The 24658-nt window shown below is 76.4% G+C and carries 18 protein-coding genes; 3 read left to right on the top strand and 15 right to left on the bottom strand.

The window, feature by feature from the left end:
- Nucleotides 1–156: 156 nt before the first annotated feature.
- The 9 genes from ACZ34W_RS30825 to ACZ34W_RS30865 form a co-directional block, all read right to left on the bottom strand.
- Entirely contained in the window at nt 157–1722 is a 1566-nt protein-coding gene (locus ACZ34W_RS30825) for a hypothetical protein (RefSeq protein ID WP_465608790.1), read from the bottom strand.
- Nucleotides 1723–2248: 526 nt separating this feature from the next.
- A complete protein-coding gene (locus ACZ34W_RS30830) occupies nt 2249–2407 on the bottom strand; it encodes a hypothetical protein (protein ID WP_465608792.1) in 159 nt (52 codons plus the stop codon).
- A 70-nt stretch (nt 2408–2477) separates the two neighbouring features.
- The gene (locus ACZ34W_RS30835) at nt 2478–3839 is read right to left on the bottom strand and encodes a DUF2252 domain-containing protein (protein ID WP_465608794.1); all 1362 of its coding nucleotides are present in this window, start codon (nt 3837–3839) and stop codon (nt 2478–2480) included.
- A 163-nt stretch (nt 3840–4002) separates the two neighbouring features.
- On the bottom strand, nt 4003–5598 hold the full coding sequence (locus ACZ34W_RS30840; protein WP_465608796.1) for a multicopper oxidase family protein: 1596 nt from the start codon (nt 5596–5598) through the stop codon (nt 4003–4005).
- The gene (locus ACZ34W_RS30845; protein WP_465608798.1) at nt 5595–6077 is read right to left on the bottom strand and encodes a hypothetical protein; all 483 of its coding nucleotides are present in this window, start codon (nt 6075–6077) and stop codon (nt 5595–5597) included. Before ACZ34W_RS30845 ends, ACZ34W_RS30840 begins: the two co-directional genes overlap by 4 nt.
- Nucleotides 6078–6529: 452 nt before the next feature.
- Nucleotides 6530–9088, bottom strand: coding sequence for an FtsX-like permease family protein (locus ACZ34W_RS30850; RefSeq protein WP_465608800.1), 2559 nt, complete (start codon nt 9086–9088; stop codon nt 6530–6532).
- Nucleotides 9085–9879, bottom strand: coding sequence for an ABC transporter ATP-binding protein (locus ACZ34W_RS30855; protein ID WP_329490323.1), 795 nt, complete (start codon nt 9877–9879; stop codon nt 9085–9087). The genes ACZ34W_RS30850 and ACZ34W_RS30855 overlap by 4 nt, the downstream gene beginning before the upstream one ends.
- Nucleotides 9880–10092: 213 nt before the next feature.
- The gene (locus tag ACZ34W_RS30860) at nt 10093–10881 is read right to left on the bottom strand and encodes an aminotransferase class IV (protein ID WP_465608802.1); all 789 of its coding nucleotides are present in this window, start codon (nt 10879–10881) and stop codon (nt 10093–10095) included.
- Nucleotides 10882–10949: 68 nt separating this feature from the next.
- Entirely contained in the window at nt 10950–11957 is a 1008-nt protein-coding gene (locus ACZ34W_RS30865; protein ID WP_465608804.1) for a GNAT family N-acetyltransferase, read from the bottom strand.
- A 274-nt stretch (nt 11958–12231) separates the two neighbouring features.
- Here ACZ34W_RS30865 and ACZ34W_RS30870 point away from each other — a divergent pair, with 274 nt between their 5' ends.
- Together ACZ34W_RS30870 and ACZ34W_RS30875 are read left to right on the top strand one after the other, a co-directional pair.
- On the top strand, nt 12232–13551 hold the full coding sequence (locus ACZ34W_RS30870) for a hypothetical protein (RefSeq protein WP_465608856.1): 1320 nt from the start codon (nt 12232–12234) through the stop codon (nt 13549–13551).
- Nucleotides 13458–14552, top strand: a complete 1095-nt coding sequence (locus ACZ34W_RS30875) for a glycosyltransferase family 4 protein (RefSeq protein WP_465608858.1) — start codon at nt 13458–13460, stop codon at nt 14550–14552. Before ACZ34W_RS30870 ends, ACZ34W_RS30875 begins: the two co-directional genes overlap by 94 nt.
- A gap of 60 nt (nt 14553–14612) precedes the next feature.
- Here ACZ34W_RS30875 and ACZ34W_RS30880 read toward each other — a convergent pair whose 3' ends face one another.
- From ACZ34W_RS30880 to ACZ34W_RS30890, 3 genes are all read right to left on the bottom strand, one after another.
- Complete coding sequence (locus tag ACZ34W_RS30880) at nt 14613–15269, bottom strand: response regulator (RefSeq protein WP_465608806.1); 657 nt, start codon at nt 15267–15269, stop codon at nt 14613–14615.
- On the bottom strand, nt 15254–16573 hold the full coding sequence (locus ACZ34W_RS30885; protein WP_465608808.1) for a sensor histidine kinase: 1320 nt from the start codon (nt 16571–16573) through the stop codon (nt 15254–15256). The genes ACZ34W_RS30880 and ACZ34W_RS30885 overlap by 16 nt, the downstream gene beginning before the upstream one ends.
- 106 nt (nt 16574–16679) lie before the next feature.
- Nucleotides 16680–16853, bottom strand: coding sequence for a S26 family signal peptidase (locus tag ACZ34W_RS30890; RefSeq protein ID WP_329490317.1), 174 nt, complete (start codon nt 16851–16853; stop codon nt 16680–16682).
- A 394-nt stretch (nt 16854–17247) separates the two neighbouring features.
- Here ACZ34W_RS30890 and ACZ34W_RS30895 point away from each other — a divergent pair, with 394 nt between their 5' ends.
- Complete coding sequence (locus ACZ34W_RS30895; RefSeq protein ID WP_465608860.1) at nt 17248–18462, top strand: carbohydrate-binding protein; 1215 nt, start codon at nt 17248–17250, stop codon at nt 18460–18462.
- 58 nt (nt 18463–18520) lie between these two features.
- Here ACZ34W_RS30895 and ACZ34W_RS30900 read toward each other — a convergent pair whose 3' ends face one another.
- The 3 genes from ACZ34W_RS30900 to ACZ34W_RS30910 form a co-directional block, all read right to left on the bottom strand.
- Entirely contained in the window at nt 18521–21472 is a 2952-nt protein-coding gene (locus ACZ34W_RS30900) for a hypothetical protein (protein ID WP_465608811.1), read from the bottom strand.
- A gap of 2 nt (nt 21473–21474) precedes the next feature.
- On the bottom strand, nt 21475–23385 hold the full coding sequence (locus ACZ34W_RS30905; protein WP_465608813.1) for an HSP90 family protein: 1911 nt from the start codon (nt 23383–23385) through the stop codon (nt 21475–21477).
- 134 nt (nt 23386–23519) lie between these two features.
- Nucleotides 23520–24545 (bottom strand): hypothetical protein, encoded by a 1026-nt coding sequence (locus tag ACZ34W_RS30910; RefSeq protein WP_465608815.1) that lies wholly within the window; start codon nt 24543–24545, stop codon nt 23520–23522.
- Nucleotides 24546–24658: the final 113 nt, after the last annotated feature.

Consider the following 24658-nt stretch of genomic DNA (forward strand, 5'->3'; position numbering starts at 1 on the left):
GCCTCAAAACCCGTACCCACTACAGCGAAGCGACCGCCTGGGCGCACCACGCCCAACTCCATGCCGCTTGACCTCTAACGACATGGGGTGTCTGACCCCTCGCACGCCGCGGACCCCGGGCCGATTCGGCCCGGGGTCCGCGGTACGGACGACGGCTCAGCCCTTCGGGGCCGGCGAGGGGAGCGCACCGGACACCAGCGGCCACTCGCGGTGGAACGGCGGCAGCGGGAGCTTGCCCTCGATGATCGGGGTGCCGAAGACCTTCAGATGGGCGAGCAGCGCGCCGTTCAGGTCGACCCCGCCCAGCAGTGCCCAGCTGCCCTGGAGTCGGGGCGCGCCGCCCGGGACGTCCACGGTGAGCGAGCCGTCGGCCCGGGCCCGCAGGTACGGGGCCACGGTGGCCTCGACGCCGACCGTGTCGTACAGGCCGACGCTCACCTCGGCGCCCAGCGCGGCCCGGGCGGCCGCCTTGCCGGTCAGCCGCACGTGGATCGGGGAGACCTTGGTGTCGGCGGCGTCGGTGGACGAGGTCCAGCCGCGCCCGCCGGCGTAGTCGGCGTGCACCGCCCAGGTACCGGTGACCTCCTGTTCGGCCTCCAGGTGGACCTGGCCGTCGGCGCTGACCTCCAGGTAGCAGGTGAGCCCGAGGTTCACCACGACCGGCAGGCCGGCCACCGTGATGACCGGGCTGGCCTGGAGCTTGGCGAAGGGCACCCGGATCGGTGCGGCGCCGGTGTCTCGGGCGAAGTCACCGGTGACCTTCCACTGGGCGTGGGCGCCCAGGTCGAAGCCGATCGACGCGGTGCGCGGACTGCCCACGCCGGCACCGTGGTAGGCGAAGTGCACGGCGGGGTGGAGCTGGAGGGAGCCGGAGGCGTCGGCGCTCAGCCCCTCCGGGAGCGGGATCGGCGCCTTGACGTCGACCTCCAGCGTGCCGGACGCGTCGGCCGTGGTGGCGCCGTTCTCCCGGCCGACGGTCGCCTTGACGTCCTTGACCAGGGGCGTCACCTTGATCGCCTGGGGGTCGACGGCCACCTTGCCGTCCGCCTCGGCCCCGCCGAGCAGTTCGGTCAGCGTCGCGGGCCGGGTCGCCAGGGAGACCGACCCGCCGCTCGCCGAACGGACGGCCGTGACGGCGACCAGGGCGCCCTGCGGCGCGGCGGCCGTCGGTGGGCTGGCGATCAGCTGACCGGGCCGGACGGCCTCGACCGCGGCCGTCGACCCCGGCGAGGGGCTCGCGAACGGGCTCGCGGACGGGCCCGCGGACGAACCGGCGGACGGGCTCGCCGACGGACCCGCCGAGGGTGCCGACGGCGCCGCGGCAGCCAGGACCGCCGTACCGGCGGCCGGGTCGTACGCGGTGAGCTGGAGGTTCCGGGCCGCCGGGGAGACGGCCGTGCCGTCCGCACCGGGCAGGCCGACGGCGGCCTGCTGCGCGCCCGGCTGCGCCGCCGCCACCGGCAGGGTGGCGGCGGCGGGACGCCCGGAGGCGGTGGGCGCGCCGGCCGGGGTGGCGGCCCGGGCCTGCGGCGAACCGGTCGGGGTGACGGCGGCGACCGGGTGGCCGGCACCGGAGGCCGAGGCGGCGACCGGGGCACCGCCGGTCGCGTCGGCCGTCGGGGAGCCCGGCTGGTCGCCCGAGGTCGGCCCGCACGCGGCGACACCGAGCAGCACCAGTGAGACGAGGGCAGGGCGGACCGCCATGCCGAGGGAACTCTTCAACAGGACTCTTTCGGAGCGGCGGACGAGGACACGACCGCCCGTGATCAGTGGAGGCAGGGAGGCGGCTCGCACGGCCGCGCCGTCATGTTACTGACGAGGAATCATCTTGTCGAAGTCATGCACATGCCCCACCGACACCAGGACGGACCCTCAACTCATCAGCTGAAGAGGCGAGTTGACGCCACAGGGACGCGCCGACCCCGACCTTCGACGGGCCTCAGTCCCCCGCCAACCCGTCGACCGGCGGGGTCCGCACCCCCGCCGACCGGGTGGCGCCCGACCCCGTCGCCCGGCCGCCTGCGCCCACTGCGGCGGCCCTCGCCCGCACCGGGCGGTGCTACGACGGCCGGCTGCCGTACCCGCCGGACCCCGCCGACTACCGGTCCGGGCTGCTGGACGTGCGGAAGGCGGCGGCCGGGGCGGGCCGTGACCCGGACGCGATCACCCCCGCCCTCTTCGTCTCGGTCCGCGTGGACGAGGACGTGGCCGCCGGCCGCCTGGCGCCCGACGCCTACGAACGGGCCGACTACGGCCTGCCGCTGGAGGAGTCGGAGCGGATCCAGGCGCTCGTGACCGGCACGCCGGAGGACGCCGTGGCCGCCCTCGCCCGGTACCGGGACGCGAGGCCCGCCATGTCGTCGTCGTCCACCCGGGCGCGCTCGACCTCGCCGACCAGCGCGACCAACTGCGACGGCTCGCCGCACCGCTGCCCGAACTGGCTTGACAGTCCTGCCTGGAGGACCGGGCGGCCCGGGTCAGATCCCCCGCTTCGCCGTGATCACCCGGTCGTCGATCGCGGACAGCAGGGCGGCGTGGTCGGCCTCGGTCCGGTCGGCGTAACTGACGGCGAAGTCGGCGATCGCCTCCGCGAAGGTGTCCGACGAGCCCAGGTAGCCGGCGATGGCGAGCCGGTCGCCGGAGCGGGCGTGGGCGCGGGCCAGCGCGCGGCCGCAGAGGTCCGCGTAGTCCCGCAGACCGGACCTCGTCATGTCGGCGATCTCCACCGAACCCTTCATGTCCCGCAGTTGGCGCCCGTAGAAGTGGCGGCCGGCCGGGCCGGTGGTCCAGCCGAGGAAGATGTCGCTGACGGCCTGCATCAGGTGCTGGCCGACCACCACCCGGCGGCCGCCGTGGGTACCGGTCACCTCGGCGTCGACCCGGCTGCCTGCGGGCAGGTGGTCCTCCAGGACCGACCGGGTGGCCTCCTTGACCTGGAGGAAGAGCGGGTCCCGGGCGTCGCGCCCCTCCAGCAGGATGATGTAGCAGCGGGTCCCGACACTGCCGACGCCGACCACCTTGCGCGCCGCGTCGACGAACTGGAACCGGTCGAGCAGGACGCGGCGGTCCTCGCTGAGGGTGGCCCGGTAGTCGCTGAAGATCTGCCCGACGGCACCGAACTCGTTCTTCGTCAGAGGCTGGATCAGCGGCGGCTCGCTGATGATGTGGCGCTGGCCGTCCCGTTCCTCGGTGAGCTTGCCGAAGGCCTGCAGGCTGGTGCGGCGCCGGGCGTGCGCCATACCGGCCTCGACCCGCTTGCGGCGCTTGGACCTGCTGATCAGCGGGAGGAGGTCCTCGGTGTCGATCCGGGCGTACCAGACGTCGAGTTCGCCCATCGCCGCCAGCCGCCGCATCGCGGTGGCGTAGCCGAGCGCGGCGGTCAGCGCGGCGCGGCGGACGTGCGCCTCGTCGTTGCCGTTGTCGCGGGCCGCGACGGCGGCGCTCGCGGCGAGCCGTTTGACGTCCCACTCGAACGGGCCGGGGTAGGTCTCGTCGAAGTCGTTCAGGCCGAAGAGCAGCGCCCGCTCCGGCGAGGCGTACATGCCGAAGTTCGCCAGGTGGGCGTCACCGCAGAGCTGGACGGTGATGCCGGTGTCGGGGACGGCCGCGAGGTCGGCGGCCAGCACGGCGGCCGCGCCGCGCAGGAAGGCGAAGGCCGAATCGGCCATCCGGCCGTAGCGGATCGGCAGCAGCTCGGCGACCCGGTCCGCCCCCTGCCGCTCCAGCACGGCGATCGGGTCGGGCCGGTCGGCCGCGGGGATCCAGCGGCCGTGGGCCGAGCGCGAGACCCGTTCGCGGGCGGCCCGGCCGCGCCGGCGGCGTTCGGCGGGACTGGTCATGCGCGCGCTCCTCGGTCGGACGGCAGGGCCGGTGCCCCTCCCGCGACGCTAGGTCAACCGCGGGGCCCCGGCACGTCGAGGCGCCGGCGGGCGGGGCGACCGCCCGCCGGCGCGCGGCCGAACGGGTGAGGCGACGGAGCGGTGGCCACCGGCCCGGCCGGCGCTACTCCACGACGAAGTCCGCCATCATCGCCATGTCCTCGTGCTCCAGGTTGTGGCAGTGCAGCATGTACGTCCCCGGGTAGTCCGTGAAGCGGACCAGGATCTCCACCGACTCGGCCGGCCGCAGGTCCACGGTGTCCTTCCAGCCCGCGTCGTAGCGGCCGGGTTCGGCGCCGTTGCGCGAGAGCACCTGGAAGGGGTCCAGGTGCAGGTGGACGGGGTGGTGGACGTCGGTGAAGAAGCGCCACTTCTCGACGGTGCCGAGGGCGGGCCGGGCCAGCGAGCGGCCCGGCTGGTAGGGCTGGTTGTTGATCGTCCAGCCGTCGTTGCGGCTGCGGCGGAAGCCGAAGGTCCGGGTGGTCACGGCGGCGGCCGGATCGAGCCGTTCGAGGGTGCAGAGCCGCTCGGGCACGGCCGAGTCGTCGGTGACGGTCCGCGAGGACACGTCGAACACCATCACCTCGGCGTCCCGGTCGGTGCCGAACCGGTTCATCAGGCGGACCGACGTCCCCGGCGGGTAGCGGGCGAAGTCGACCACCAGGTCGAAGCGTTCGGCCGGGGCGATCTCCAGCGCGTCGTGCGCCAGCGGGGCCTCCAGCAGGCCGCCGTCGCCGCCGATCTGCACCAGCGCGTCGCCGCCGGAGGGCTGCGGATCGAGTTCGAGGCGGTAGAGGCGGGCGTTGGAGGCGTTCAGCACGCGCAGCCGGTAGCGGGCGCGGTCCACCGCGAGCCGGGGCCAGGGGGCGCCGTTGACCAGGATGACGTCGCCGAGGACGCCGTTCATGTAGTCGTCGGTGACGCCGGGGACGGCCAGCGCGGCATCGGTGGCCGGGTACTGGAAGGAGCCGTCCTCGGCGAAGGAGCGGTCGGCGAGCATCAGCGGGACGTCGCGTTCGCCGCGCGGCAGCGGCAGCGCGTCCTCCTCGTCGTCGTGGACGAGGTGGAAGCCGGCCAGGCCGCGCCAGACGGCGGGGCCGGTGAAGCCCATCCGGTGGTCGTGGTACCAGAGCGTGGCCGCGCGCTGGTGGTTCGGATAGGTGTAGGTGCGCTCGCCGTCGGCGGTCCGGGCGGCGGCCGGGTCGGCCGGGTGGTGCTCCATCCCCGGCATGCCCGCCATCCCGGCCATGTCCTGGGCGCCCCGGGCACCGCCGGCCCCGACCGGCAGCAGCAGGTCGGTCGGGTAGCCGTCGCTGTCCGCCGGGGTGTGGCCGCCGTGCAGGTGGACCACCGAGGGCACCGGCAGCTCGTTGCGGTGGCGGACCACGCTCTGTCGCCCGGCCCGCACGGCGAAGGTCGGGCCGGGGAAGCTGCCGCCGTACGTCCAGGCCTCGGTCCGCAGGCCGGGCAGGATCTCCAGCCGCGCGCTCCGCTGGGTGATCTCGTAGTAGTCGGTGGTGCCGTCGGTACGGACCGGTTTCAGTACGGGCGGCACCGGGAGCGGCACCTGGAACGGGGCGGGCGGCTCCATCGCGCTGAGCAGCAGCCGGCCCGGCCGGGCCTCGGCCAGCAGCCGGGTGGCCGAGGGGAGGGCGAAGGCCCCGATCCCGCCGGTGCCGACCACGGCTGCGCCGATGCCCAGGAAGCGGCGGCGGTTCACTGGGCGACCTCCACCGGTCCGCCCGGGCGGGGCAGCCGGCCGGCGCCCTCGGGGTCGGCCGCGGTGGCGCCGGCGCGGGCCGGCAGCGGCAGCCGCCAGGCGCCGGCCAGGCCGGCCAGGATGCCGCCGACCAGCAGCACACCGAGCACCACGTGCACCCCGATCGCGCGGTTGTAGCCGACGGCGGTCTGCAGGGTCACCGTCGCCACCAGGAGCACCGAGAGCCACAACGGCCCGCGCGGGCCGCGCCGGTCACGGCCGGGCCGCCGGACCAGCGCCCCGGCCACGAGCTGGCAGCACGCCGCGACGAGCACCGCCCGCGCGGCGGCCTCGTGCAGCGCGAGCGACTCGTAGTGGCCGTTGAGGTAGCTGCCGGCCAGCACGGTCTGCAGGACGGCCAGCGCGGCCAGCGCGGTGGCGCTCGCCCGCAGCAGGATCAGCGGCCGACGGGGCGCGGGGGCCACGGGAGGACTGCTCATGGGTGGGCTTCTCTCTGCTCGGCCGTGAGGCGGGAACCGGTGCGGAAGGATGCGAAGGGGCTGCGGAACGACGGAGGGAACGGCTGCGGAGGGAACGGCTGCGGAACCGGTGCGGAACGGGTACGGGAAGCGGCCCGGCGGGCCTGGCGGAGGGGGGAACGGGAAACGCCCCCGGAGGCGGCTCGGCCCCGGACGGCGCGGCCGACACCGTAACCGACCGGGCTCCCGGATCCGTGGCGCCGAACCGGGGGCAGGTCGATCACCACCCCGTTGCGCCCGCCTGGGCCGGAGCCCTCACCCGAACGGGCGGTACGCCACCCGCGCGCACCGCCCGTCCCGCCACCCCGAGGCCACCCCGAGGCCCACACCCCACTCCCCGGCCCATCCGAACGGGCGGTGCGCCACCCTCGCGCACCGCCCGTCCCGCCGTCAGGATCCCCCAGGGGTCCGCGCTACTGCCGGCCCCCGCCCGCCGCCACCGGGTGGGCCCGCAGCAGGAGGCGGGCCGGCAGGCCGGTCGAGCCGAGGCAGAGCAGCACCGCTCCGGCGGCCAGCGGCAGCGCGAGGCCGACCGGGATGTGCGGCGCCGAGCCGGTGATGCCCCGGGTGATCGGCAGCAGGGTGACCCAGGCGATCACCGCACCGACCGCCAGCCCGGTCGCGGCGACCAGCAGCGCCTCCCAGCGCATCATGCCGCGCACCTGACGGCGGGTCGTCCCGGCCAGGCGGAGCAGCGCCACCTCCCGACGGCGGTCCAGCACCGTCATCGCCAGGGTGTTGGCGGCGGTGACGGCGGCGAAGCCGCCCAGCACACCGGCCATCACGGCGTTCGCCCAGGCACCGATCTCCTGGGCCTTGTCGGCCTGGGCGACGAAGCCGGCCCGGTCGGCGACGGTGGTCGCACCGGGGCCGGAGAGGTTGCCCAGCGCGGCGGCGACGGCGGCCCGGTCGGCACCGGAGGCGTCCGCGACCAGCAGCTGGCTGTCGTAGCCGGCGGTGACGTGCTCCGCGACGGCCGCCCGGGGCATCAGCACCTGGCCGAAGCCGAGGCCGCGCTCGTAGGTGGCGACCACGGTGGGCTTGACCGGGGTGCCGTCACCGAGCCAGAGCGGGGCGCGGTCGCCGACCGTGACGCCGAGGGCGTCGGCCAGACCGGCGTCCAGGGCGACGGTGTCGGCCGAACGGGCGAGCTCGGCCAGCGAGCCGCTCTTCACCCCGAGGTCGAGCACCGCGGGGAGCTTCGCCGGGTCGCCGCTGATGCCGAGCGTGTTGGCGGCGCCGAGCATGCTGCCGTCGCGGTACACCGTGCTGGTGCGCAGCACGCCGACGGCGGCGTCCACGCCGGGCACCTTGGCGGCGCGGTCGGCGCTGCCGGCGGGCAGGCCGGGGCCGGTCGAGCCGACCACGTGGTCGGCGGTGATGCCGGTGCGCACCTGCTCACCGGTGACGTGGGTGATGGTGCTCTGCATGAAGAGCAGGGTGCCGCAGAAGGCGGTGACCATGACGATCGGCGTGATCGCGGAGGCCAGCCGGCGGGCGTTGGCCCGGGTGTTGTCGACGGCGAGCGAACCGGGCGCGCCGGCCCCGGCCCGCAGCGGGAGACCGAACACCCCGGCGGCGACCCCGGCCACCCAGGGACCGAGCAGGGCGACGGCCATCAGGAAGCACATCACCACGCCCAGGGCGGTGTTGGCGGCCTTCGAGCCGTCCAGGCCGGCCGCGACGGCGGCGAGCGAGACACCCCCGGCGGCGAAGAGCAGCCCGACCACGGTCCGGACCGTGCCGGGGCGGCCGGCCTCGACCGCCGCCGCGCCGAGGGCCTGGCTGGGCCGCAGCCGGGACGGGCGGCGGGAGGCGAAGAAGCCGGCGGTCAGCGCGGCGATCGTGCAGGTCGCCACGGCGGCGAGCATCGGGATCGGGCCGACGTCCAGCGACACGGCCGCCGGGACGGCGCCGCGGTCGGCCAGCTCGCCGAACCACCAGCGGGCCAGCGCGAGGCCGGGGAGGATGCCGAGGGCGCCGGCGATCGGTGCCACCAGCACCGCCTCGGTGGCGATGGTGCGGCGGATCTGGCGCGGGGTGGCGCCGATGGCGCGCAGCAGGGCGAACTCCCGGGCCCGCTGGCCGGTCGCCAGGGCGACGGTGCTCATCACGACGAACACCGCGGTCATGGTGGCGATGCCGCCGAAGGAGCCGCCGAGGGCGGTGAGCATGGTCCGGCTCTCGGCGAGCAGCGGCTGCTCGACGGCGCCGCGGGCGTCGCCGGTGAGCACCTCGGCGTCGCCGCCGACGGCCTGGCGGACCTGGGCGGCGAGGGTCTTGGCCGTGACGCCGTCGCGGGGGACGACGGCGATCGCGTCGACCCGGCCCGGGTGGCCGGAGATCCGGTCGGCGACCTGGTCGGCGAACCACGCGGTGGCGGCCGGCTGCTGCGGGCCCGCCCCCGGGGAGGCGGCGAGGCCGGAGATCCGGTAGCTGCCGGCGCCACCGGGCCCGGTCAGCGCGAGGGTGGCGCCCGGCGCGAGGTGGGCGGCGTGCGCGGTGTCGACGTCCAGGACGACCTCGCCCGCGCCGGGCGCACGGCCCTCGACCAGCTTCTCGCCCGCTCCGGCGATGCCGAGGGCGGCGATGCCCCGGCCGGTCAGACCGGGCACGCCGGGGGCGGAGCCGGCCGGGATCGGGAAGGCGGTGTCCGGCCGGGCGGCCGCGACACCGGGCTGGGCCGCGATCCGCCCGGCCAGCGCCGCGTCGACCCGGGCCCGCTCGGGGACGGGCAGGCTCTCGACGTCCTCGTCCCCGCCGGTCTTGACGGTGATCTCGACGGCCGCGTCCGGCGCGACCAGCACCGGGGCGGCGGCGTAGCGGCTCGGCGGCACGCTCGCGGTGAGGCCGGTCTGCAGCAGCGTGCCGCAGGCCGTCACGATGGCCGCGCCGAGCAGCAGGGCCAGGAAGGTGCCGACGAAGGAGGCCGGCCGGAAGCGCACCGAGGCGCGCGCGAGTCCGTTGCTCATGCCGCCGCTCCGACCGGGCGCGCCGCCAGCGTGACCATGCGGTCGGCGACGGCGTTCGGGTCCGGGTGGTACAGCTCGCCGGCGAACGCGCCGTCGGCGAGGAACACGGCGCGGTCCGCGAAGGAGGCCGCCACCGGGTCGTGGGTGACCATGACCACGGTCGCGCCCATGGTGTCCACGGCGCGGCGCAGCAGGCCGAGCACCTCGTGCGCGGTGCGGGTGTCCAGCGCGCCGGTCGGCTCGTCGGCGAAGACCACGTCCGGGTCGGTGATCAGCGCGCGGGCGATCGCCACCCGCTGCTGCTGGCCGCCGGAGAGCTGGCCGGGCCGCCGGCCGGCGTGCTCGCCGAGACCGACCTGGGCGAGCAACTCCCGCGCCCGGGCACGGTCCTGGCGCTCACCGGCGAGGCGCTGCGGGAGCAGCACGTTCTGCTGGACCGTCAGCGAGGGCAGCAGGTTGAAGGACTGGAAGATGAAGCCGATCCGGCTGCGGCGCAGCTTGGTGAGCCGGTTCTCGCTCAGCCGGGTGATCTCCTCGCCCCCGAGGTAGACCTCGCCGCCGTCCGGGCGGTCCAGGCCGGCCGCGCACTGCAGGAAGGTGCTCTTGCCGGAGCCGGACGGCCCCATCACCGCGGTGAAGCTGCCCCGGTCCAGCGACAGGTCGATCCCGCGCAGGGCGTGCACGACGTCGCCGCCGCGGCCGTAGCTGCGCCGTACCGCCCGCAGCTCGATCGCTGCGTGGGCGCCGGGGCGGCCGTACGGCTCGGTCTGGGGGTGCTGGCGGCGTGCCATGGAGGGGCCTTCCTTCGGGAATCGTCGCTGGTCGTCGACGTGTTCCAGCCTAGGAAGGGCGGGTGCTCCGAACCATGGAGGCCGCTGGCGGACGGACCGGGGGGTTATCCCCACCCCGTTCCCCCCGCCTTGCCCCCCGGCCCGGAGCCCCGGAGTTCTTTCGGGGCTCTCGGGACCGGAGGAGCGCTGCGGACCGGACCGGTGGGGCCCGGCTCAGAGCGAGTCGCCCTCGATCCGCCGGTACGCCGCGCACAGCGGCGCGAGTACGGGGTGGGCGGGGTCGAACGCCGTCCCGTCGATCGCGGCGATCGGCCGGACGCCGACACCCGCGTTGACCGCGAAGGCCGCCACGAACCGGTCCAGGCCGGCCGGGTCGACGCGCTCGCACCGCTGCGGGCCGGGGTGCGCGGCGGCGAGCAGCGCGGCGGTGACGCCGGGCAGCGCGGGGCCCTCCGGCCAGACCACCTGCCGGCCGTCGTGGAAACCGACGTTCCAGGTGGCCCCCTCGGTGATCCGGCCGTCCTCCCCGGTCAGCAAGGCATCGTCGTAGCCGTCGAGTTGGGCCTGCCGGCGCAGCCCGACCAGACCGAACAGGCCGACGTGCTTCACTTCGGGCAGCTCGCGCCGGTACGCGGCGGTGCGCACCCGCAGCGGACCGGGGGCCGCGGCCGGGGCCGGGCGGGTGGTCACCAGCAGCCGGGGCAGGGCGGGCGCGGCCGGGCGCTCCAGCCCGAGCGCCGGATCGAACACGGTGACCCGGACGATCACCGGAGCGCCGTCCGCCGGGAGCACCCGGCGGATCCGCTGCCGGACCAGCTCCCGGTCCAGCTGGGCGCCGAACACCGTCCGGCAGTCCCGGACCAGGCGGTCCAGGTGCAGGGCCAGTCCGCGCACCCGGCCGGACTCCACCCGCAGGGTGGTGAAGTGCCCGTAGTTCAGCAGCCCCAGGGCGGCGAGCTGCCCGGGGTCGGCAGGCGCGCCGTCGATCTCGATCTCAGCCATCCCCCGAGTCTCCCAGCCGTCCGGCCGCGGGTGTGCGCGGCCGTCCGCGAACGGTGGTGGCGGCGCCGTCACGGCCCCTGCGGGGCGGTGCTCGGCAGCCGGCCGGCCGGGCCGGGCAGCTGCGGGGCCCGGTCCGACTCCCGCAGGACCGGCCGCTCCGGCCCGGCACCCTCCGGCCGGTAGGGGGAGACGACGCGCCGGCCGGCGTCCCGCGCGAGCCGCTCGAAGTGCTCGATCTTGTACGCGAGGCCCTCCGGCTCGCCGGTGTCGGACCAGCGCCAGGCCTCCGCCCACCACTGCGGACCGCGCACCAGCGGCCGGCCCGCCAGCGCGAGGTGCAGGGCGAGCGTCGAGCGGGCGAAGTCGTGCACCCACCCGTCGCTCTGCCGGTAGGCGGCCGTCTCGTCCAGGCGCAGCCACCGGCCCTCCCGCCCGGCGGCGAGCAGCGGCACCCAGCCGTGGCGGGCGTCGGAGACCAGCAGGAGCAGCCGGTCGTCCTCCTCCCGCACCCGGTAGGCCGGCAGCTGCGGCATCCGGGCGAGGCCGAGGGCGTGCTTCCAGGAGACCACCCAGAGTCCGCGCCGCAGGTAGTAGCGGACGGCGTGCTGCCAGGTCCAGTGCGCGTCCAGGCGGTAGCCGGGCATCCCCTCGGCCGCGGCCGCCCGGTACACCTCGTCGAGCACGGCGGCGGCGTGGCCGCGGCCGCGCGCGCCGGGGCGCAGGTAGAGCGAGGAGACGGCCAGTTGGCCCGGTCCCCTGGTCCAGTTGTCGACCGCCACCGTGCCGACCGGCGGACCGTCCCGGCCGTCCGGGCCGTGCACCCAGTAGCGGCGGCGGTAGAGCCCGCCGTCGGGCCACTCCCGGCCGCTCGCGCCGAGCCGCTCGCGCAGCCCGCGCTCGGCCTCCGGGGTCAGGGCGTCCGGGTCCACCCGCTCGCCCAGCTCGCCCTCGGCGCGGGACGCCACGTCCCAGAGCTCGAACCGCCGCCCGTCCCCGCCGTCCACCGTCCGCAGCCGGGGCACCGCCGCCAACCGCTCCTGCGCCCGCTCCACCGCGGCATCCCACGACCTCACCACGGGACCACGATAGCGAGCTTCGCCACCGAACGTGTTTCCGACGTCACCGAACGTCAGGGCGAAGGTGGGCGGGCGAGGAAGGTAGGGGAAACCCGACCCCAGGTCTCGACCTGGCCGTCATGACCCGGCCGTACTGCGCCGCTGGAATGAAGGGGTGCTGAATCACCGAGGCAGACGCGACCACCGCGACCGGGACCACCATCGCCCCGGGGGAACCCAACTCACCTACCGGGCCGGGTGGTTCGACCGGCGGGCACCGTGGTGCGCCGGCTGGCTGACCGCAGCCGGCTGGGCGGCGGCCTTCCCGCTCGTCTCCGGGCTCGGGCCGCACCGCAGTTGGGGCGCCATCGCCGCAACGGGCTATCTGGCGGCGGCCGTTGCCGTACTCGTGCTGCCGGGGCGGCGGGCCCGCTCCTGGTCCGTGGCGGTGGCCCTGCTCGGGGGCCTGGCCCTGCCGCTGCTGCGGCTGGTGCTGACCGGTCAGGGGCAGAGCGAGGTCGCCGTCATCGAGCGGTCCGCGGAACTGCTGCTCCGGCACGGCACCCCCTACCTGGCCGATCCGCACACGGTCTCCGAGTACACGCCGTACCTGCCCGGCATGGCGCTGTTCGGGCTGCCCCGCGCGGTGCTGGGCGCACAGGAGTGGCCGGCCCGACTGCTCGGGGACGCCCGGCTCTGGTGCGCCGCCGCGTTCCTGGGCTGCCTGTTCGCGGCCGGCCGCCGGCACCGGCCCGCGCTCGCGGCGCTCACCGCCTCGCCGCTGGTCGCGCTGCCGCTCTGTGTGAGCGGCGTGGACCTGCCGATGACCGGCCTCTGCTGCCTGGCCCTCGCCCTGGCCGCCCGGGGCCGCCCCGGCGCCGCCGGGCTGGCGCTCGCCGCGGCCTGCGCGCTCAAGTGGACGGCCTGGCCCGCGGTCGCGGTAGTCGCGGCCCTGCTCGCCGCCACGGCCGGCCGGCGGGCGGCGCTGCGCGCCACGGTGGTCGCGCTGGCGGGCACGGCCGTCCTCGTCCTGCCGGGGGCGCTGCGCTCGCCCGGCCCGATGTTCCACCAGGTGTTCGCCTTCCCCACCGGACGCGGCCCGCTGCCCACCCCGGCGGGCAGCCCGCTGCCCGGCCGGCTGCTCGCGGACCTCGGCCCGGCCGGCTGGTACGCCGCGGTGACGCTGCTGCTGCTCGGCGGGCTGGCCGTCGCCGCCTCGCTGGTGCTGCACCCGCCCCGGGACGCCGTCGGCGCCGCCGACCGGCTCGCCCTCGGGCTCTGCGTGGCCTTCCTGCTCGCACCCGCCGGGCGGTTCGGCTACCTGGCGCTACCGCTCCTGCTCACCCTCTGGGCCCGCTCGCAGGCCCGCACCGCTCCCCGCACCGGCGCGCTCACCGATCCCCGAACCGATCCGCTCACCGATCCCCGAACCGAGGTTGCACCGACCCCATGGCCGGCACACTCATCGTCACCAATGACTTCCCGCCCCGGCAGGGCGGCATCGAAACCTTCGTCCACGCCCTGGCCACCCGTCTGCCCGCCGACGAGGTCGTCGTCCTCACCTCGGACGAGCCCGGCGCCGCCGCTCACGACGCGGCCCTCCCCTTCCCGGTGATCCGCGACCGGTCCCGGACGCTGCTGCCGACCGCCAGGGTCACCCGGCGGGCCGCCGAGATCGCCCGCGCGCACGGGTGCGACCGGGTCTGGTTCGGCGCCGCCGCCCCGCTCGCCGCGATGACGCCCGGGCTCCGGCGGCAGGCCCCCGGGATCGCCCGCACGGTCGCCACCACGCACGGCCACGAGATCTGGTGGGCCCGCACCCCCGGGGCCCGCCGACTGCTCCGGCGGATCGGCGACCACGTCGACGTGGTCACCTACCTCGGCGAGTACACCCGGGCGCGGATCGCCCCCGCGCTCGGGCCCCGGGCCCGGCTGGAACGGCTCGTGCCGGGTGTGGACGCGGAGCGCTTCCGGCCGGCGGGCGCGGGCGCGGCGGGCGCCCCGGACACCGGCGCGCCGATGATCCTCTGCGTGGCCCGGCTGGTCCCCCGCAAGGGTCAGGACGCCCTGATCCGGGCCCTCCCGCTGATCCGGCGGACGGTGCCGGGGGCCGTCCTGGTCCTGGTCGGCCGGGGCCCGGACGAACGGCGGCTGCGCGCCCTCGCCCGGCACCACACCGAGCCCGGCTCGGTGGTCTTCGCCGGCGGCCGGGAGCACGCGGCGACACCCGCCTACTACGCGGCGGCGGACGTCTTCGCGATGCCGTGCCGCACCCGGCGGGCCGGTCTGGAGGCGGAGGGCCTGGGCATCGTCTTCCTGGAGGCGGCGGCCGCCGGGCTGCCGGTGGTCGCCGGCCGGTCCGGCGGCGCGCCCGACGCCGTCCTCGACGGGGTCACCGGCGCCGTCGTCGACGGCCGGAGTCCGGCCGCCGTCGCGGACGCGGTCACCCGCATCCTCGGCGCCCCGGCGGCCGACCGCGCCCGGATGGGGGCGGCGGGACGGCGCTGGGTCCGGGCGCAGTGGTCCTGGGAGGCCTCCGCCCGCCGCCTCGCGGAGCTGCTCGACCCGGCGGGCGCGGACGCCGCCGCCCCGGAGGGGTCCGTCCGCCGCGGGTGAGGCGGCACCGCCCGCCGGGTCGGGCGGGTCCGCGCCCGCTTCCGGGGGCCCGCCCCGGGCCTACTCCCCCCGCAGGTGCGCCAGCACCGCCAGCACCCGGCGGTTGCCCTCCGCCGGGTCGAGGTCGAGCTTCATGAAGATGTTCCCGCAGTGCTTGACCACCGAGGCCTCGGTGATGCCCAGCCGCCCGGCGACGGTCTGGTTGTTCAGCCCCTCCGCCATCAGCGCCAGCACCTCCCGCTCGCGCGGGGTCAGCCGGGCCAGTGGCCGGTCCGCCGCCTGCTGGCGGAGCAGGACCCGGACCACCTCGGGATCGATCACCGTCTGACCGGCCGCCACCCGGCGCAGCGCGTCCAGGAAGTCCGCCACCTCGCCGACCCGGTCCTTCAGCAGGTAGCCGAGCCCGGCGGGCTGCGCGCCCGCGGCGCCGAGCAGCCGGGTGGCGTACGGGGTGGCCACGTACTGGGAGAGCACCAGCACGGGCAGGCCCGGGTGGCGTTCGCGCAGCTCCAGGGCGGCCCGCAGGCCCTCGTCGTGGAAGTCCGGCGGCATCGGGACGTCGGTGAGCACGAGGTCGGGGCGGTCCGCGTCCACGGCGGCGGCCAGCGCGGCCGCGTCGCCGACGGCGGCCACCACCTGGTGGCCGCCACGGGCCAGCAGCTCGACCAGCCCGGCCCGGAGCAGCACCGCGTCCTCGGCGATCACGATCCGGAGCACGGCACCTCCACCCGGAGCCGCGTCGGCCCGCCGATCGGACTGGTCACCATCAGCCTCCCTCTCAGAATCGCGATCCGGTCGGCGAGGCCCTGCAGCCCCGCCCCGGCGGCCGGGTCGGCCCCGCCGCGGCCGTCGTCCGTCACCTGGAGCACCAACCGGCCGTCGTCGACCCGGCCGTGGACGGTGACCGCGGTGGCGCCGCTGTGCTTGGCCGCGTTGGTGAGCGCCTCGGTGACGGTGAAGTAGGCCGTCGTCTCGACCGGTCCGGGCAGCCGGTCCGGCAGGTCGATGTCCACCGCGACCGGGACCGGGTGGCGCAGCGCGACCTCGGCGACGGCGGCGGCCAGCCCGTGGTCGGTGAGCACCTGCGGGTGGATGCCCCGGACGAGGTCCCGCAGCTGTTCGAGCGCCTGCCGGGCCTCGCCGCGCGCCCGGTCGACCAGCGCGAGCGCCGGGTCGTCGTCCGCCCGCCCGCGCAGCTCGTACGCGGCCAGCCCGAGGGTCATGCTGAGGGCGACGAGCTGTTGCTGGGCACCGTCGTGCAGATCGCGTTCGATCCGCCGGCGTTCGGCCTCGAAGGCGTCGACCAGGCGGGCCCGCGAGCGGGTGAGTTCGAGGACCTGCCGGCCGAGGCCCTCCGGCCGGGGGCCGAGCAGGGACCGGACCAGCCGGACCCGGCCGGCGGTCAGCAGCGCGCCCGCGTACCCGCAGAGCAGCAGGCCGCCCAGTCCGACGGCGGTCGCGGGGAGGGCGGCGGCGGGACCGGGGACGGCCCGGCCGGGGATCAGCATCACGGTCTCGGGGGCCAGCGCCCAGACCACCAGCGGGCTGACGGCCAGCGCGCCGCAGAACACCAGCAGGGCCGTGAAGGCCAGGTCGACGACGCTCAGGACCAGGGCGAACAGGGCGGTGTAGCCGAGCTCGCGCCAGGTGGCGCGCTCACGCAGCCTGGTCCGCAGCCGGGCCCGCCGGCCGACCCCGGGCAGCGCGCGGTGCGGGTCGGGCACGGGCACCGGCTCCACCAGCCGCAGCCGGCGGCGCTCCAGCGCGCCGACCGGGATCCCGGCGAGCGCGACGCCCAGCAGGACCGCCAGGCCGACCCCGACGACGGACAGCCCGGTGCCGATCAGCAGCAGGGCGGCGAGCAGGGCCAGCAGCAGCGGCCCGAACACCGCACCCCCGAGCACGTGCCCCCAGCAACGCCACGGGGTGGAGGTGAACGGGAAACGCAGCGGGCGCGCCCGCAGGGCCGCCAGGACCGCGACGGCCTGCCGCCCCTCCGCCACCCCCCGGTCCGCCCCCATCCGGCCACCCTAACCGACCACCCCGCACCCGCCCCGACCTGCCCTTCCACCCCCGCACCCCCGCCCGGGCCCCCGAACCGCCCACCTGACACGGCCCCGGGGCCCGTCAGCCGCGCAGGGGGACGCCGTCGAGGACCACGCCGACGATGCTGGTGGCCGGGACGGCGCCCCAGAGGCGGGAGTCGGTGCTGAAGGCGGGGTTGTCGCCGAGCAGGACCACCTGGCCGCCGGGCACGACGGTGGTGCCGGCCGCGGACGCGTGCGCGTGCTCCGCGGGCATTCGTTCCTCCAGGCTGCGATTGCCGGACGGCGCGGCCTCGCGCTTACGGACGAGATCTCGTGTCGGGAAACGTGACCGACAGACCGGAGAGCACCCCCCGGGGGGGCCGGCCGAAGGCTTGACCGTCCCATTGGTTGACGGCGGTTTCCGGGCAGGTCTATACCAGTGGAGGCCGTCCGCACGCTCCCCCCGTGGCACGGCTGTCGCGCCCACCGCGTCTCCCCCACGTCGACGCGGGCGGGCCTTCCCCCGCCGTTTCCTGGAGAGGTTCCCGATGGAACGCGCTCTTCCCCCACAGCAGTTCACCCCACCGACCGGACCGCGGGACCGGCCCTCGCACCGCACGCCCCGGGCCCGCCGGGCCGCGGTGGCGGTGGCCGGGGTGCTCGGCCTGGTGGCCGGCGCCGCGGCCGCGCTGGCCGGCGGCGGCGCCGCCGCGGCCGACGTCACCGCCCCGGCCGCCGGGATCGGCAGCAACTGGTACGCCTCGGCGCCCTACCTGATGCCCGAGGACAACAGCCCGCCGGACGCCGCGGCGGTGATGGACGCGACCGGCCAGAAGGCGTTCCAGCTGGCGTTCATCCTGGACAAGGGCGGCTGTTCCCCGGCCTGGGGCGGCACCTCCTCGATCGACACCGACACCACCATGCCGGCGGTGATCCAGACCATCCGGGCCAAGGGCGGGGACGTCTCGGTCTCGGTCGGCGGCTACGGCGGCAACAAGCTCGGCCAGGGCTGCGGAACCCCGGAGGCCACCGCCGCCGGCTACCAGAAGGTGATCACCAAGTACCAGCTGAAGGCGATCGACTTCGACCTGGAGGAGCCGGAGTACGAGAACACGGCGGCCATCCACAACGAGATCGGCGCGGCCCGGATCCTCCAGCAGAACAACCCCGGGCTCTACATCTCGATCACCACCGCCGGGACCGGGGCGGGCACCGGGTGGTTCGGGCAGCAGATGCTCAACGAGGCGAAGGCGCAGGGCTTCACCCCCGACAACTACTCGATCATGCCGTTCGACGGCGGCTTCAACGGCGCGGCCGCCCAGACCGCCGCCCTGGTCGCCTTCAACGGGATCCTCCGGACCACCTTCGGCTGGACCGAGGCCCAGGCCTACGCGCACGAGGGCGTCTCGCTGATGAACGGGCGCACGGACGCCGCCGAGTACTTCCGGCAGGCGGACTTCCAGACCGTGCTGGACTTCGCCCTCGCCCACAAGCTGGCCCGGTACACCTACTGGTCCGTCAACCGCGACCGCCAGTGCCCGGGCACGGTCGACCCGGGGCTGTCCGGGTCGTGCTCCAGCGTGGCGCAGAGCGACTGGGACTTCACCAAGTTCACCGTGCGGTTCGCCGGCGCCACGCCGCCCACCACCCCGCCGACCTCGACGCCGCCGACCACGCCGCCGACCACCCCGCCGACCACGCCCCCGACCAGCAACCCGCCGGGGGCCTGCGCCGACCCGGCCTGGAGCGCCACCACGACGTACACCAACGGCAGCAAGGTGTCCTACAGCGGCCACAAGTACCACGCCAAGTGGTGGACGCTGAACGAGAACCCGTCGGCCAGTGGACAGTGGGGCGTCTGGTCCGACGACGGCCCCTGCTGACGCGGGGCCGCCCGGTGGGCCCGCCGCCGCTCCCGGCGGTGGCGGGCACACCGTCACCTCACCGCTCCTGCGCGCCGATCCGCTCGCGCAGGCCGGTCAGGATGCCGGCCGCCTCGTGCAGTCCGAAGCCCCGGCAGCGCTCGGCGGCGGCGGCGAGACGGGCCCGGGCCTGCTCCGTCCGGCCGAGGTCGGTGCCCTCGATCAGCCCGGCCAGCCGGACGGCCTCGGCGCGCGGCGTCTCGGCCGGCTCCCCGCCCGCCTCGTAGGCGGTGACCGCCGACTCGGCCTCGGCCAGTGCCTCCTCGTGCCGCCCGGCCACCGCGTACACCCGGGCCCGTTCGTAGTGGACGGCGCCGCGCAGGTACCAGGGGGTGTGCGGCTCGCCGTCGCGCTCGGCGGCCTCCCGGACGGCGTCCGCCTCGGCCAGCCGCTCCAGCGCCTCGGCCAGCCCCTCGGGGCCCTGCCGCTGCATGGTGATCCGGGCGAGATCCCGGAGCATGCCGGCGATCTGGTCCGGCCTCGGCGCCTTCGCGTGCGAGGCGAGGGCCCGCTCGCGGGCCGTCCGGGCGGCCTCCCAGCGGCCCGCCTCGGCCAGCGCGAGGACGGCCTCGCCGGCGACCACAGTGTGGGTGTACTGCTCCTCCCAGCCGGCCACCTCGTCGGCGAGCCGCAGGTACTCCTCCGCCGAGTCGCGGAACTCCTCCAGCGCGAACAGTCCGCGCGCGAGGTCCAGCCGGGCCTGCGCGAGCATCCGCTCGTCCAGGTCGGGCGCGGCCGGGTCGAGCAGCACCGACTCCAGGACGGCGACCGCGTCGGCCGCCCGGCCCGCGTCCCGCAGCAGGTCGGCGAGCTGGAGCCGCACCTGGGCGGCCTCCTCGGCGCCCGCCGGACCCTTGCGGTCGAAGCGCGCGGCGGCCTGCGAGAGCGCCCGGACGGCCGCGCCGTTGTCCCCGAGGTGGGCGCAGGCGTGGCCGAGCATCATGTACGTCGCCCCGAACGGGTACGAGTCGTCCGCCCAGCGGGTGGCCTCGGCCAGCGCCCGGTGGAAGACCTCGACGGCCTCGGCCCGCTCGCCGTTCTGCAGCAGCACCTGGCCGAGCAGACCGAGCACCCGCGGCGTGTGCCAGGGCAGTTCGGCTGCGTCCAACTGCTCCAGGGCGCCGCGCAGTTCGGCCACAGCCTCGGCCATCCGGCCCTGCCGGGCGGCCACATCGGCGCCGTACTGGCGGGCGGTGGCCGTGCGCCGGAGCGAGCCCCGCTCGGTGCTCTCCCGCCGGTACGCGGCGACGGCGTCCTCGAAGCGCTCCAGCGTCCCGGCCGGGGGCTCGGGCAGCGCCCGGACGAGGTCGTGGTGGGCCGCGAAGGCCCGGCACTGCAGCACGATCAGGTAGTCGTCGGTCGTGATGGCCGGCCCGGCGGCTGCCGCGTCCGCAGCCGGCGGCGCGGCGAGCAGCGCCTCGGCCTCGGCCAGCGCCGCGTCCAGGGCGGGCCAGTCGGAGGTCGCGCCCTCGACGTCGCCGAGTTCGACCACCAGGGCCCGGGTGCGGACCACCAGGGCACGCCCGGCCAGCCCCGCCCGCTCGAAGAGGTCGGCCGCCTCCAGCAGCGCCGCCCGGCCGCCCGTCCAGTCGTCCCGCTCGATCGCGGTATGGGCCCGCTGCTCGGCGAGTTCGGCCCGCAGCCGGGCGGCGCTGCCGGCCGCCGTGCCCTCGGTGTGCCGGTAGTCCGCGGCGCCGAAGCGCTCGGCGACCCGCTCCCAGAGGCGGTCCCCGTCCGGGTGGCCCAGCAGGTGCAGCTCGCGGGCCCGGACGACCAGGTCGGCGAAGTCCGCCGGCTCCGGCTCGGCGGCCCGCGGCGGCGCCGCCGGGGTGGCCGGCGCGGCCGACAGCTCCGGGGCGCTCGCGGCCCGCACCCCGAGCGCGAGCGGCTCGGCGAGCAGCGGGCGCCGCTCCAGCCGGGCCCGCCGGCGCGCGCCGACCGCGTCGGTGCCGTTGCGGGCGTCGAAGCGGGCCGCCAGCGCGTCCGCCTCGGTGCGCAGGTGGGCGAGGAGCGAGTCCACCGTCCAGGCGGCGCCGGGCGGTCCGCTGACGGCGAGCCCGCCGTGGCCGCCCCGGGCCAGCCCGGCGATCAGCACCTCGACGCCGGTCAGGAAGTCGACCCGGCCGGCCTGGTCCCCGGTGACGCCGAACAGGTCGCGGTTCTCGGCCAGGATCTCCAGGCCGCGCGGCTCGTTCCCGGACAGCGCGCAGAACTCCACGTGCAGGCCGACCGCCCGGGCCATCCCGGACTTGCCGCGGGCGAACCGGTAGCCGACCAGGTGGCTGGAGCGCGCGTCGTCCAGCCGGCCCTCGCGCAGCAGCGGCAGCAGTGCGTAGGCGTGGCTGAGGTAGGGCTCCTCGGCGCAGGTGCTCTCGCCCTCGAAGACCGGCCGCCAGGCGTCCAGCGCCCGCCGGTCGCCCCCGGACCGCACGTGGTGGCCCGCCTGGGCGCGGATCTCGCAGGCCCGGCAGTCGCTCAGTTCGCTGCGCGGCCGGGCCGCCCACAGCTCGAAGGCCTGCTCGGTGTCGATCCCGGTGTGCGCGGCCAGGTGGTACCGCTGCGCGTAGTACGGCTGGAGGCCGTGGCCGGCGGCGCGGTAGCGGTCGCGCATCTCGGTCTGCCAGCGGCGCACCGCGTCCAGCGGGACGTCGGGGGTGCCGAGCAGCGCGGTGGCCACCCACTTGAACCGCCAGAACACCTGCTGGCCGGCCCACTCGCCGAAGCCGTCGCGGTCGGTGTCCCAGAGCTTCAGCACCCGGGCGAAGACCACCGGGGTCTTGCTCCGCTCGCCGTCGTACTCGTAGGCCTCCATCAGTTCGAGCAGCGCCATCGCCCGGACCGCGGTGTCGTCGAACTGCTCGGCGGCGTCGACCAGTTCCTCCGCCGTCACGGTCCGCAGCCGGCCGTACGGGCGGGCGTCGTTCTCGCGCAGCGCGGCCATCACCGCGTCGACGCTGTCCAGTACGTCCACGGTCAGGACTCCTTCTGCGGGTCGGCGGCGTCACGGCCGGCGGCGGCGCGACCGGCCGACTCGTGGCCGAGCATCGCGTGGTCGAGCAGGCTGATGAACGACCGGTTGAGCAGGGCGCTCTCGCTGGACTTCAGCGGGCGACGGGTGAGCAGCACGGCCTGCCCGTACAGCGCCTCGACGGCGGTGACGGTCAGTTCGCGGTCGCCGATCGAGGCGGCCCTGCGCACCAGCGGGTTGAGGTGGTTGAGCACCAGTTGGGCGCGCGGCGCCTCGGCGCGCAGCGAGCCGAGGATGTCGGCCCACAGGCCGTCGGCCTCGTCCGCGAGCTGGGCGCGGGTGCGCTCGTGCCGCGCCTCCCGGTTGTCCAGCAGCAGCGCGGGCGCGCTGGTCGGGTGGAAGCTGCGCAGCGCGACGTCGCAGTCGAACCGGCCGACCACCTCGCGGGCGACGGTGAGGAACGCCGCCGCGGCCAGCTCGGCCGCAGGGTCGACGGTGTCCAGGTGGGCGGTGACGGTGCCCGGGTCGAGGTCGGCCACCGACGTGCCGGGGCGGATCTCGGGCAGCCGGTGGACGAGGTCCCGGTCGTAGGTGTAGCCGCCGTTGACCACGCCGAGGCCGGCCGCGGCCGCGATCGGGGCGACCTGGCGGAACTCCTCGACCGTGCGCGTCACCAGGACGACCGGGTGGGCGCGGGCGAACTCGTCCAGGGTGACATTGCCGTCGGTCGTCTCGAACGGCAGCCAGGGCAGCAGCATCCGCAGCAACTCGTCGTCGTAGCGCGCGAGTTCCTTGACGGCGAGGTGGTGCACCGAGATGAAGCGGTGCAGCAGGGCCGGATCGCTGGCGGAGAGCCCGGTGAGCCAGTCCCGGATGCGCGCGCCGAGGGCGTCCCGGACGGCGGCGAGCGTCTCGTCCGCGTACAGGCCCTCGCGCGAGGCGGTGGGGCGCAGGCTGTCGGTGTCGACCACGCAGCGGACGAAGAACGCCCAGTCGGGCAGGAGTTCGTCGGCCTGCTCGGACAGCAGCATGCCCTTGAGGTGGACCCGGTGGCCGGAGCGGCGGGACGGCGGCACCGCGTCCGGCAGGACGTAGGCGACGCCGCGCAGGCCGACCAACGGCAGGTCCAGCTCGATGGTGTCCAGCGGGGTGAAGTCGAAGGTGGTGCGGCAGTAGGTGGCCAGCGCCTCGCGGCGGGCCAGCGGGGAGCCGTGCCGCTCGGCCCACGGCGGGGTGCGGTTGACCCGGGTGGCGGTGCCGCGGCCGTCGACCACCGTCACCTCGTGGCGCAGCAGGCCGCCGAAGTCCCGGGCGAGCGCCAGGACGCGGTCGGAGCGGGTCCACTCGGCGGCGTCGGCGCGCGGCGCCAGCCGGACGGTGGTGCCGGGCTCGGGCTTGGCCTCCGGCGGCAGGGTGCGGATGGTGTAGCGGCCGTCGGAGCCGCCGCGCCACTCGATGACCGGCGCGTCCGGGGTGGCGGCGGAGCGGGTGACGACGGTGATCTCGTCGGCGACCACGAAGCAGGCCAGCAGCCCGATGCCGAACTGGCCGATGAAGTCCCCGCGGGCGCGGGCCAGGCCGGCGCCGTCGAGGCGGCCCTCGGCGTCGCGCTTGGAGCTGCGGCCGATGGTGGCGAGGAAGGTGTGGACGTCGGCCTCGGTGAGGCCGATCCCCGTGTCGGTGACGGTGAGGTCCTGGTCGGCGTGGACGGTGATCCGGGCCGGCGAGGCCGGGTCGAGCGCCTGGCGGGCGGAGATCGCGTCGACCGCGTTCTGCAGCAGCTCGCGCAGGTAGACCCGGGGGCTGGAGTAGAGGTGGTGGGAGAGCAGGTCCACCAGGCCGCGCAGGTCCACCTGGAAGGTGTGCGCGCTCGTCGGGTTCTCGGAAGGGGACACCGCAGGCTCTTTCGATCGCATCGGGTGTGGGGCGGGAGGGGCGGGGCGCCGGGGCGCGGCCCGGCCGGGCGGCTGGACCGGACCGGCGGGTCGGGCTGTCGGGCCGGGCCGGTGGGCCGAACCGGCGGGCCGGACCGGTGGGCCGGACCGGTGGGCTAGCGGGCGCAGCGGTCCCGGTGGGCGCGGAAGATCTCGGCGGGGTCACCGGACAGGTAGTTCCACGGGGACTCGGTGACGGCGCCGTCGAGCGCCTCGAACAGGAGGTGCGCCGTCCTCGGCTGGTCGGCCAGCGAGAAGGCCATCGCGAAGGTGTTGAAGGCGGCCTGCCAGCCGCGCGGGCGCGGGTAGTCGGCGTGCAGCACGGACCGCCGCAGCGCCTCCTGGAGCGAGGCCAGGACGGCGGGCCCGGTGAGGTAGGCGTGGTCCTCGCCGTCCGGGAGGTCCAGCCAGTGCTCCAGGTGCGCGAGCGCGACCAGTTCGCCCAGCGGACTGCCCTCGGGAGCGGCCAGCATCGCGGCGCGGGCGAAGGCGTGCATCTCCTCGTGCGAGCCGCCCCACTTGGCGCAGAGCTGCTGGAGGCGCTGCTTGTGCGAGCCGAGGTGGCCGGGGTCGCGGCGCAGCGCGGCCTCGAACCGGTACCGGGCGGCGTCCGGGCCGAGCGAGGCGCCGCGGCCGCTGATCTGCAGGAAGTACCAGGGGGCGAGCCACCGGGGCTCCCGCTCGGCCACCTCGAACAGCTGCTCCTCGGCGGTGTCCAGCCGCTCGTGGAACAGCCGCCACTGCTCCTCGGTGACGTACTGGGCTCGCGCACCGGTGCGCGCCTCCCACGCCCAGGAGACGTGCCGGGCGCCGGAGAGCAGCAGCGCCGGCGTGTCCTCGGGCCGGTCGGCGACGGCCCGGGCCGTCCACTCCTCCACCCCGGCGACGTCGGAGAGCGCCACCAGCAGCCAGGTGAGTTCGGCCCCGTCCGTGACGGCGGCCAGCGCCGGGCGCAGCGACGCCCAGTCCCCCGCGGCCGCCTGGGCCAGCATCAGCCGCAACTCCTCGTCACCGTGGGCCGGGTCGAGCGCCGGCACCGCCACCGGGCGCGCGGCGGGGCGCCGGGCGAAACCGAACCCCCGACGGCCGTCGGCCCCGCCTCCGGCAGCGCCCTCGCCGGAACGGCGTCGGAAGAACGACATGGTGTGGCCCCCTCGAACAGCATCGGCTTCTTTCGTACGGCTGCGCACTGGCCGCCCCAGACGCAGTACATATCACGGGCGGACGACATCCCGTCCGCCGGGCCGACCTCGAA

This window comes from Kitasatospora sp. NPDC022856, from assembly GCF_055561235.1.